At 32.5% G+C, this 11,647-nt stretch carries 9 protein-coding genes; all 9 read right to left on the reverse strand.

The genetic code is table 11. The features are described 5' to 3' along the window. Window positions 1-3,271: lectin-like domain-containing protein (locus CD111_RS04765; RefSeq protein ID WP_169923146.1), on the reverse strand; the 3,271-nt coding region annotated here is incomplete at its 3' end. 489 nt (window positions 3,272-3,760) lie between these two features. Further along, entirely contained in the window at window positions 3,761-4,111 is a 351-nt protein-coding gene (locus CD111_RS04770) for a PTS glucitol/sorbitol transporter subunit IIA (protein WP_095085342.1), read from the reverse strand. Between the two features lie 31 nt (window positions 4,112-4,142). Further along, window positions 4,143-5,147: a PTS glucitol/sorbitol transporter subunit IIB gene (srlE, locus tag CD111_RS04775; RefSeq protein ID WP_095085340.1), complete on the reverse strand. Its 1,005-nt coding sequence runs from the start codon at window positions 5,145-5,147 to the stop codon at window positions 4,143-4,145. Window positions 5,148-5,157: 10 nt separating this feature from the next. Next, the gene (gene srlA / locus CD111_RS04780) at window positions 5,158-5,709 is read right to left on the reverse strand and encodes a PTS glucitol/sorbitol transporter subunit IIC (RefSeq protein WP_095085338.1); all 552 of its coding nucleotides are present in this window, start codon (window positions 5,707-5,709) and stop codon (window positions 5,158-5,160) included. Between the two features lie 3 nt (window positions 5,710-5,712). After that, a complete protein-coding gene (locus CD111_RS04785) occupies window positions 5,713-6,171 on the reverse strand; it encodes a transcriptional regulator GutM (protein ID WP_095085336.1) in 459 nt (152 codons plus the stop codon). A gap of 1 nt (window position 6,172) precedes the next feature. Continuing rightward, window positions 6,173-8,047 (reverse strand): BglG family transcription antiterminator, encoded by a 1,875-nt coding sequence (locus tag CD111_RS04790; protein WP_095085334.1) that lies wholly within the window; start codon window positions 8,045-8,047, stop codon window positions 6,173-6,175. Window positions 8,048-8,076: 29 nt separating this feature from the next. Further along, complete coding sequence (locus CD111_RS04795; RefSeq protein ID WP_095085332.1) at window positions 8,077-8,871, reverse strand: SDR family oxidoreductase; 795 nt, start codon at window positions 8,869-8,871, stop codon at window positions 8,077-8,079. A 551-nt stretch (window positions 8,872-9,422) separates the two neighbouring features. Continuing rightward, complete coding sequence (locus CD111_RS04800; protein WP_095085330.1) at window positions 9,423-10,352, reverse strand: hypothetical protein; 930 nt, start codon at window positions 10,350-10,352, stop codon at window positions 9,423-9,425. Between the two features lie 236 nt (window positions 10,353-10,588). Beyond that, window positions 10,589-11,647, reverse strand: a 1,059-nt coding sequence (locus CD111_RS04805) for an Ig-like domain-containing protein (RefSeq protein WP_142380937.1), incomplete at its 5' end; no start/stop codon positions are given.

Below are 11,647 nucleotides of genomic sequence, written 5' to 3' on the forward strand. Positions count from 1 at the left end.
ATGATGTTGATTCACTTTCAGATCCTGATGTGCTCGTTGATAACGACGTGCTTTCGCTCTCTGAACCACTTAATGACTCTGATGTGCTTTCACTTGCAGATTCTGATGTACTCGTTGATAACGATGTACTTTCGCTTTCTGAACCACTTAATGATGTTGATGTACTTTCAGATCCTGATGTACTTGTCGATAACGACGTACTTTCGCTCTCTGAACCACTTAATGATGTTGATTCACTTTCAGATCCTGATGTGCTCGTTGATAACGATGTGCTTTCGGATTCTGATGTACTCGCCGATAATGATGTGCTTTCGCTCTCGGAGCTACTCAATGATGTTGATTCACTTTCAGAACCTGATGTACTCGTCGATAACGACGTGCTTTCACTCTCTGAGCCACTTAGTGATGTTGATTCACTTTCAGAACCTGATGTACTCGTTGATAACGACGTGCTTTCGCTCTCTGAACCACTTAATGACTCTGATGTGCTTTCACTTGTAGATTCTGATGTACTCGTTGATAACGATGTACTTTCGCTTTCTGAACCACTTAATGATGTTGATGTACTTTCAGATCCTGTTGTACTTGTCGATAACGACGTACTTTCGCTCTCTGAACCACTTAGTGATGTTGATGTGCTTTCAGATCCTGATGTACTTGTCGATAATGATAACGATGTGCTTTCAGACCCTGATGTACTCGTTGATAATGACATGCTTCCACTCTCGGAACCACTTAATGATGTTGATGTGCTCGCTGATAATGACTTGCTTCCACTCTCTGAGCTACTCAATGACGTTGATGTACTGCCTGACTCTGAACTACTTAACGATATTGAGGTACTACCACTTGATGAAGTAGATTCGCTCGCTGAATTAAATGTACTTACTGATGTTGATTCTGCTAATGATTTACTAGTTGAATTGACTATTGAGTTACTTGACGATGTAGATATTGAATCGCTTGAAATATTTCGAGTCACTTCATATTTAAAAGTAGACGTTGTTTTATTACCACTACTATCAACCGAAACTACCGTAATCGTATTTGTACCAATCACTGTCGGCGTCCCACTAATTTGATTTGTTGAAGCACTATATGTTAGACCTTGTGGTAAGCCAGTAACTGTATTCTTAACTTCACCTCCACTGTTATCAGTTGTTGATATCGTAATAGGTGTTATTGGTGAAAATACTTCTGAAGTTTTATCTGTTATTTGTGATACAGTTGGCGCCGTAGTGTCTATTACATCTATCTTAAATGTTGACGTTGATTTATTACCTGTTCTATCTGTAGATGTTACTGTTACTGTCGTTTGACCTGTATTAGCAGGCGTCCCACTAATTTGATTTGTTGAAGCGTCATATGTTAGTCCTTGTGGCAATCCAGTAACTGTATTTGTAACTGTATCATTACTATTCTCTGTAGTCGTTACCGTTATTGGTGTAATTTGTTTACCCACTTCTTGTGTTTGATTCTCCAAAGATAAAACTGGTGCTTTAACATCCGTAAATAAATAGGTAATAGTTTGGCCAGCATTCGTCATTTTTATAGATGAACTTGTATTATCATAAGTTGGCGCATTACTACCATCGAAAGTTACATAATTATACCCCATACTATTTAACTTACTAGTCATTTTATCAATTGCAATCACTTGATCAACTTCGCCCGAGTAAGATTTTGATGGGATGATTTCTTTACCCGTCACTGAATCAACATACCTAACTTGAGCCGCTGCTGATTCTGTATACTCAAATGTTCCAAATTGGACTTGTTGAAGATTCCTTGCTCCACCAGTTGATGCTGTCATAGATAAAGAAAAGTTAGTTTTGCCACTTTTTTGTATCCAATCTGATATATTTCTTGACCACGATTGACCTGCATATGTCACTCTCATAATTTTTGTGTCACCATTATAATCAATATCAAAATCTTGAAATGTATTATTTGTAGGTTGAACATTTAATTTGGCAGCATTGTCTAATGTAGAAGAAGATGTATAAGTCGTTGCCACTCCGTTTGAATCTGTTGTAACGAACGCACCAAATGCGCCCCCTCCAGATACATTACTTGGATCTGCTAATGCTTTCGCTGCTGCTGCTGGTTTAGAAGTATTGTGATATGTGTCTAGTTTAAAACCAAATGCATTATTTAATCCCCCAATACCTAGTGCAGCACCTTGTAAACCAGTTTGACCTAATGCCCCTGGAGAAAATGCAAAACCAATACCATCTCCTCCAGCTACTCCACCTACATTGTATCCTTCATATTTATTACCTAAATTAACCTTTCCTGAAAAATGAAAGCTTTTATTAGAATCAATACGTGTTCCCAATGTGATAGCACCTTTTTGGCTAGAAACATCTGGAGTTAATGTTACAATACCAGTCTTTGGATCATACGTCGCTGACCCTGATACATTCATATGTTCACTAAAATTATCTTTTGTAACTGTAACGGTATTTGCTGAAACGTTTGTTACAGATACTGGAGTCGCTAAACTATTGACGGTAGCCATTCTGGTTAAATTTCTAAGTTTTGGTGCAAGTGAAGTACTAGTTGTACTTGTAGATGATGCTGATGAATTAACTGAGTTAGTTACAGTTTCTTGCTTTTCAACATTTTCTGATGATGATAAATTCTTTGGGGTTGTTGAAGTTAAATTCTTGTTAGTAGACGTTTGTTCATTTGATGTAGAAGTTTTTTCATTCGTAGAATTAGTCATTTCTGAAGTGCTGACCTGGCTATTAATAGTATTTGTTTCACTCGACCCAGAACTTTCTTCCGAGATTTCGATTGTCTCATCTTTATCAGTAGATTCTAGTGATTCTGAAGTAAATTGTACGGATTCTTTATGGTTTATATCAGATGTTTCTGTTGTAACGATAGATTTTGAACTTATCTTTTCAGAAGTAGTTATAGTCGTTGAATTTTGATTTCCAACAGTTTCACTTTGACTCGATATCTCTGAAGTAACAGCTGTCTCTGAAGCAGCTAGTGCATGATGATCATGCAACAAGTTAACTGTAAAGACACCGCCAAATATAGCAGAAGTTTTCAATGCATTTTTTTTAACTATATCATTTGTAGTATTTAATACGTTTTTATCTTTATTTATATTATTAGTTAAAAATGGTATACCCATTATTTTTAATATCTCTATTTCTTTTATACTTGCCGAAATCCAATTCTTACCAGATTTATATAGTTTCACTCGTGCTTTCTCTTGTTCGAAAGCCTTATTAAACTTTTTTTGTTTTTTTGACATATTTATCTCCTAACATGAAGTTTTTCTTTAAATATTATAAACATTATAATTTAATATATAATTAATAGCAACCAAATTAATACACAATTGTTAATATTTTAGTATAATAAATACTTTGATTATTTTGTTTCACCCAATTTAATAGCGCATTATTTTTAGTAAACATTAATTCAAAATATAAGAAAGCGCTATCAATTAATCCGTTTAGATTTTTTACAAAAAGGATACCTAAAGGTCTAAGAGTAATACAAATGTCATATTCTGTAAAGCTATCTTTATTTATTTTTAACTTTAATGGATATATATTGTAGTTTTTAGCATTCTATTTATATGATTTTAATAATAAATTAATAATCCAAACAAGAAAATACCTTCCATTTTTACACAAAATAAATTTAAAAATTATACTTAATTTAATAATTGTATAACTCAAAAAGCCCCCCTGCATTAGTTAAGCAATTAGGGGCTTTATACACATTATTATTCTATTTATCCTATTTTCAATTCTGTTCCAATATTAATTTCTGGTACTTCTGTATCTTCTAAATATAATGTTCCTGATTGTTCTGCTTCTATACTTCCATCAAACTTTAATGTAATGTGCCCTAAGTCGTTTAGATTCTTTCTAACTGCTCCACCGACTTTTGTAATATTAAAAGCTTTTCCATCTACATATAGTTTATTCTCTTCTGTAATTTCCGCTTCTACAGCGTTTACTTCTATAATATAGCAATAGTCTACTAGTTCTTCTGGTGCTTGTTCACCAAATAATACAACCATTTTTTCATCAGCAAAAGCTTGGGCATCTTTCCCAATTGATTTCACATTCGTTAAATACATCTGTAAAACTCCTTTAATTTATATTTATCAGTTATTTATATAATCCAAAGCTTGCTAACCATGCTACAAACACCCTTGGCACACCATTTAAAAACCTAGAGTATAGAACAGAAGGTACACCTACTTCAATTGTTTCAGTTTCCGCTTCTGCTAAACCAAGTCCTACTGGTATAAAGTCTGCTGCGTTTTGTGTATTAATTGCAAATAATGCTGGTAAGGCTAAATTAGGTGGTATGTTTCCTTTACCGATTTCCACACCAATTAATGTACCTAATACTTGCCCAATAACACCACCAGGACCTAATAATGGACTAAGAAATGGTAGTGAACATATAAATCCAATTGCCATTAGTCCCCAAATGTTTCCAGCCATAGGTGACATCACATTCGCAAAAACTTTACCAATACCAGATCCTTGTATGATTCCTATCAATAGGGCAACAAATCCCATAAACGGTATGACAGTATGTAGCATTGTTTCTACTGCATCTCTCGCAGCTTGATAGAAAGCATTTATTACTTTTCCTGCTCCAAGACCAATACGAGTTAAGATGCTTTTATTTTCTTGCGCTGCTCTCGTCTCCATAATCTTCTTATCACCAGAATAAGTTTGAGATTTAGAGCTTTCTTTCTTAATTTCTTCTGTATTACCTGTAGATACAGTTTCTCCGTTCGCTTCGCTTACTTCTTTAACACCAACATTTGATACATAAATGGATTCAGTAATATATTGACGAAGTGGTCCACTTTTTCCAGTTGCCATAATATTAATGGTTGGAATTCCTTTCTTAGGATAAATTCCACATCTCAAGGTACCACCACAATCAATAATAACCGCCATTATTTCATCTTCTGGAACTGAAGTTTCAAATCCATTTACAGGTTCTGCACCCGTAATCTCAGCAATTTTATCAACTATTTCTGGTTTGTGACCACCAGTAATGTATACTAATTTATCTTTTTTCCCATTAACACCAAACGTTAATGGTCCACCAAATCCACCAGATCCTTTAACAACTTTAACTTGTTTACTCATTGTCTACACCTCAACTTTCTAAATGTACTTCTTTACTTAATTTAACTTTTTGTTGTTTTTCTACCATGCTCGTTGTGAAGTCAGTAACCCATCCACCGATAAAATTCATTAATAAACCAACTAATAAGTATCGCACTGCTAAGTCAGTTGTAGGTAATCCAAGTTTAGTAATACCATTGGCAATACCTAAAAATATAAATAATTCTGCCGGGTTAATATGTGGGAATATCCCATTACTTGTATGCGCAAATTGTGCCGCAGATGCAAAGTAACTTGGTTTGTATTTTTCAGGCATAAATCTACCTAGTGAATGCACCATTGGGTTAGCCAACATAAATGATCCTAAAAATGGTAACACTAAGTATCTTAATAGTGGGTTCCCTGAAGATTTCGCTGCAATTTTGTTAATACGCTCTTCTCCGATAAGTTGAATCAATGTATTCATAGCAATTAACAACATTAAAACTAATGGTACAATCGACGTCATCCAATCAATAAACGTGTCTGCCCCTGTTTGAAATAATTTAATAAATCCTTCTGCAAACTTAACTATAAAATCCATAATTTAAACGCTCCTTTCCTTTTTAAAGGCTCTATTCACTTTATTTACAACTTGCATAAGTGGAGATGGTATTTTTTCAATTTCGCCACCATTACTTACAACATTGAAAGTATGTTGTGCATCTAAAATGGCTTTAACTAACAATTTATTGTATTTTTGATTTAAATCTTTATCTGTCATTTTTTTGATATTGATACCTTCTAAACCTTTTAATGGTTTAAATTTATTAAATACCGTCACACCTTGCATATATCTAGCCTCTTCAATAATGTTCTTCTGGTTAATTTGAATCATAACTAATGTCCCAGCTTTAAAAATTGAAGGTCTTCTTCCAATTGTCACTCTTCCATTTCTTCTTAAATCAGTATAATTTTTTGAAAAATTCTTTATCTGTAAAATTCCTAAAAGATACTGAATTACAAACCCTATCGCTGCTAGTATAATAAGCACAATAAAGAACATACTACCCCTCCATTTCTAGCTTTAATATATTTATAAAGCTTTCATAACTTGTTTCACTATTTAATTTGCTTAATAAATATTTATTAGAAGCAACCGATAAGATTTCTTCGTACAATTTGATAAGCATTGCATCATTTACTGATTCATTAGGCGTTATCAATAATATGACTAATTTCAGATGAGGTTCTTCTTCTATATGTTTTGTGATAATACCTGCCTTTACCATCAACTTATTGCCCGAATAACTTGTATGTGGAAACGCCATTTCACCATAGACTGTTGATTTTTTGTCTTCTCTTATTAATAAATTCTCTTGGATAATTAATTGTTCGTCTAATGAAACTGGCAATCCAGTCACCATTTCCTGAATCACATCTTGATATGAAGCATTGCTTGTTAAGTAAACAAAGTTGTTTTCTAACATACTTCCAAGCAACACATTTTGTTGTAATACATCCATCCCTCTATTATCTTTAAAAATTAAATATTGCTCGATTTTAAATTTCAATAATTGTAAATTAAATACATTATCTAAATGAATCACATTGTCATATTGCTTGTCATGATGAGTTGTAGAAATAATTAAATCATAGTCATGTCTTTTCTCATCTACATCTTGAAGTTTCAAAATATCAATTTGAATTTCTTCACCTAACAACGTCTTTAAATTTGTGGATAAAAACTTATGAATACTTAACCCCATGTCTGTAGCAATTGCGATTAATTTATAATTTACTAATGATTTTTCGAGGTTTTCTAAATAAACACTGAAATAAATTGCGATATATCCTAGTTCATCAATAGATGGTCTCACGCCGATTGCCTTGTATACATTCTCACCTAATATCTTTGAAAGTTCATAAGCAAAAGGAAATTGTTTTACAATATCAAACGACTCAACATTATCAATGTTAACGTTAAATAATAGTCTATTCATAAGATGCTTAATATGAAGCATGATATCTTTAGTAAACAGTGATTCATCTAATTTAATTTGATATAACTCATCTACATCTTGAATTGTATGTTCTATAATCTGTTGGATTAAATTTTCATCAGTATCATTAATCAACTCATCAACTAATGAAGCACGTCTTCCCATTAGCTGCATCACTATAGATAACACTTCTTTATCCGTATTAACATTCGGATAAAGTTTATTCATTATCGCGACAATACCATCAATTTCTTTAAAGTCCGTTGACTTTGCTATCAAAGATTCAAATTCAACAAACTTACTATTATATTTTCCTAACTTTAATCTTGCAAATACAATTTTTGTTGCTGTGACAACTTTGTTATAACTTGTATTATCTAAATTTAAGTGTTGCTTAATTTTCTTTAACTCTTCACAAGTTTCTGTTGTTAACTGATTAGAATCATATATATCCGTATACTTTTCAATAAGTAACCTTCTTATATTAAATTCAGTTCCTTCTAATCTAATACCAACACTTGTTTTACCAATAATATCTATATGAAAAGAGCCCGTCTCCAACCTCAATTCTTTTAGCACTTGATTCAATGATGTTGTACTTAAATACATTAATTCCGATAACTCATCAATTGTCCGATCTTTAATTAACAAATAATATAGCAACTGTTTTTTTCTTTCATATTGTTCTTTCTCATCATATTTATTATCTTCTATAAATTGATTCAACAAATCAAAATACCGTTCATCTTTTATGAGAAGTGAGTACTTATTATTGTTCTTAACTATCTTAGATGTGTTCTGAAAATAATGATTAATCACCGAAACATAATTCGATAAAGTCTTCTCTGAAATATTGAGCTCAAATGCCAATTTCTCACTTGAAATATCTTTAGTCTTGAGCTTTTCAACAATCCATAATTGCTTTTCATTTGTATTCATAACTTCTCCCCTAACTTCATTAGCTGGGATTAGCCTCTTGATTTACCACCTGATATATTGATAGTTGTTCCTGTTACGTAACTTGAGCGATCAGAACTTAAGTAAGCAACTAAATCTGCAACTTCTTTCAATTGTCCAACTCTCCCAATTGGTATCGATTTAGAATAATCACCATTTAAACCATCAACTGTAGTATTTCTTGTATAAGCTAATGCTTCTTCATACGCAGGCGTTCTTAACCCAGTTTCTTCTAAAATACCTGGTGCAATAGCTACAACACGTATATTATGTTTCCCGAGCTCTTTAGCCCAACTACGTGTAAAACCAATTAACGCTGCTTTAGTTGCTGCATAAATACTTTGCCCTTCAGAACCTTCCTGACCTGCCTCACTTGAAATATTAATAATAATACCTTTACTATTTTTAATTTGATGTTTCGCAACTTCTTGGCTAAACCAAACAGGACCTTTAAGGTTTATATCAAACATCTTATTAAGGTCTGTTTCATTCATTTGGTATTGTGGTCCTTCTCCTCTGAAATCAACTAACATACGTGGTAAATTAATACCCGCATTATTTATTAGAACATCTATCTTACCTTGATCTTGAATCACTTTATCAACAACATTTTTCACTTTTTCCTGATCAGTCACATCTGTTTCAATAAAATGATAATTTTCATGAATTTCAGAACCATTTTTCAAATCTGCATTATAAACGATTGCACCATTCTCCAATTGTGCCTTTACAATAGCCGCACCAATACCAGAACTCCCGCCCGTAATAATGACTACATTACCTTGAATTTCTAACCATTCGCTCATTTATATTACCTCCGCTCATTTGATTAATTTAAGGTTAATATAAATCGCTTACATACTTAATATTGCCTTTTGGGACATTCTGAGAAATACGCTTGTTTAATGAGAAATGTGACCAGTATATAAGGTAGAAGTAGCACCTACAAACACACATTATAAATGAAACATACTATATGAAACATGGAAAGAAATAACTACACCTCAACCAATTTAATGCAAAGCTAGACTAACCGCTCTATCCTTACCGTCTAAAGACATAAAAAGAAGATGGAACAATTTAATGTCCCATCCTCCCTTCATATTGGCAGTTTATGACTAAAGATACACTTCAAATCAATATTTTTTCAATTTTATTCATTCTCTTCAAGGTGGGGCGATAAAATCTATTTGATAAAATTAAATTTTCGTCTCCTACTTTTTTCGTATATATTATTACTCGTACCTCTATCAATAATCTCCTTGTAATGTTTTCTAAATTGGTTATATAAAATCAAACTTAAATGAAGTCGAATTATTATATCAAGCTTTCTCATACATTTTATAATAGTATATATTTATGTTTTAAATAAAGTATTTTTCTGTCCTTTGAAAAATAAACTAGAAACAAAATTTAATATAATCGAAATATAAGTTACTGTATAACCAATAGATATAACTCTCAATGTTAACTCTTTAGTTGTAAACTGATGAAAAACATCATTACCATTTTCAGCTATTTCAGTAAATTTATCCAAGGATTCAATTGATGTAATACCATAATAAACCATAAAATTTAAGATATCCAAGTTCCGTGGATTTTTATCTATTAAATTCATCTCAATAAATTTATCTACTTCTATATTAGGGTTTGTAACCAAAAAGCCATAACCAACAATTCCATAGCTTATATAGGTTATTAACATAATATATATAAAGGTTATTAACATTACACAATCATTCAAAAATGTATGAGATTGATAATTCAGACTCACTTTCATAAGTGATGATATTATCGCTATTATGCATAGCAAAACATATGAATATACATATATATTTATCGAATTACTTTCTAATAACAACTGAAACATACTCAACAAAACATATACTGAGGATAAAGGGATAATTAACAAACCTATGTAAAATAATGGGATTTTATCTAGTGAATTCATTTTTTCTTGCATAACTTTAACCCATATTAAAGTTATCAAAATTAGTATAATTAAATTATAATTTTTGTTTAATGGAAATACACTTAGTGTGAATAGTAATACAAAAGATAAAAATAAATATATATTATTAATATTGTTTAAAAGTAATGATTTTCTCAAATGAATTGGTATCCCTTTTATCATCAATTTAATGTTTACTTTACCTATTTTTCTCATTTGGATTAGTTTTTTTATTTTATTTTGATACGATTTGACCACGATATTATAATGATAATAGTTTATATAACCATATATACATAGCAAAATAATTAATCCTAATATGATTAAAAACCTCATTCATATCCCCCGCTTTTATTCTTCTTATATTCTTGATAGTAATGTTAGATTGTTATTTTCTTTATGAAAGATGTTAGTTCGTTATCTAATATTTGTACAAGTATCTACATTCTATATACATGCGAGTGTATTGTACCATATTTTTACATTCTTATTACTTTGTATTCTTATTTAATGATTGTATTGCTAATAAAAAAAGAGAGAAGGGAAACATCCCCTTTCTCTCTTTTCAATTATTATTTCACTTCATCTTCTTCATCATCTTCTCTACGACGTTTTGCGAAGAATAAGAATAGTGCCCCAAGTCCAGCAAATAATGTTCCAAATAACGTTGCATTTCTAGTTTCACTTTCACCTGTATCTGGTAATTCAGAAACATGTTTGTTATTTTTCTCTTTATTCATTTGACTATTATCATCCATATGAGAAATTTGTTCTTCACCATTAAGGTTCATACTTTGATTGCTTCCTGTACCTGGATTGCTTCCTGTACTTTGATTGCTTCCTGTACCTGGATTGCCTCCTGTATCTGGATTGCCTCCTGTATCTGGATTGTCTCCTGTATCTGGATTGTCTCCTGTACCTGGATTGCCTCCTGTACCTGGATTGCCTCCTGTACCTGGATTGCCTCCTGTATCTGGATTGCCTCCTGTATCTGGAGTTTCTGATTTAGCTATAACAACCGTTGTTGTCGGTGTTGATACGTTGCCATCTTTATCCGTAGAAGTCACAACTACCGTATCACCTTTATCTAATACTACATTTCCTGGGATTTCTATTGTATAATGACCATCTTTATCCGTTGTACCAGTTGCTGTTGTACCATCTGGGAACGTCACAGTTACCGTTGATCCTGGCTCTGCTGTTCCTGTTACAACTTTATCACCTGGCGCTACCGGTTTAACAGTTGGTGCTGTTGGTGCCGTTGTATCTTTAACTGTTGTTGTCGTTTCTTCCGATTTGTTACCTTCAGCATCTGTTGCAGTAACTGGCAATACTTCGCCTCCGACTAAACCTACATTTCCTGGAATATCTATTGTGTAATTTCCATCTTTATCCGTTGTACCAGTCGCTGTTGTGCCATCTGGGAACGTCACAGTTACGGTTGAGCCTGGTTCTGCCGTTCCTGTAATCACTTTATCTTCGCTTGTCACAGGATTTACGGTTGGTGCTGTTGGTGCCGTTGTATCTTTAACCACTGTTTGTACATCAGGTGAAGTATTTCCATCTTTGTCTGTCGCTTTTACATTTACGACTTCACCTTCATTTAAATGTACATTTCCTGGGATATCTAT

The sequence above is a fragment of the Mammaliicoccus stepanovicii genome, assembly GCF_002902525.1.
Classification (GTDB): Bacteria; Bacillota; Bacilli; order Staphylococcales; family Staphylococcaceae; genus Mammaliicoccus; species Mammaliicoccus stepanovicii.

Coding starts and splice junctions, on each gene's coding strand:
- CD111_RS04770 (WP_095085342.1), bottom strand. CDS start 4,111: ATGTATTTAACGAATGTGAAATCAATTGGGAAAGATGCCCAAGCTTTT.
- srlE (WP_095085340.1), bottom strand. CDS start 5,147: ATGAGTAAACAAGTTAAAGTTGTTAAAGGATCTGGTGGATTTGGTGGA.
- srlA (WP_095085338.1), bottom strand. CDS start 5,709: ATGGATTTTATAGTTAAGTTTGCAGAAGGATTTATTAAATTATTTCAA.
- CD111_RS04785 (WP_095085336.1), bottom strand. CDS start 6,171: ATGTTCTTTATTGTGCTTATTATACTAGCAGCGATAGGGTTTGTAATT.
- CD111_RS04790 (WP_095085334.1), bottom strand. CDS start 8,047: ATGAATACAAATGAAAAGCAATTATGGATTGTTGAAAAGCTCAAGACT.
- CD111_RS04795 (WP_095085332.1), bottom strand. CDS start 8,871: ATGAGCGAATGGTTAGAAATTCAAGGTAATGTAGTCATTATTACGGGC.
- CD111_RS04800 (WP_095085330.1), bottom strand. CDS start 10,352: ATGAGGTTTTTAATCATATTAGGATTAATTATTTTGCTATGTATATAT.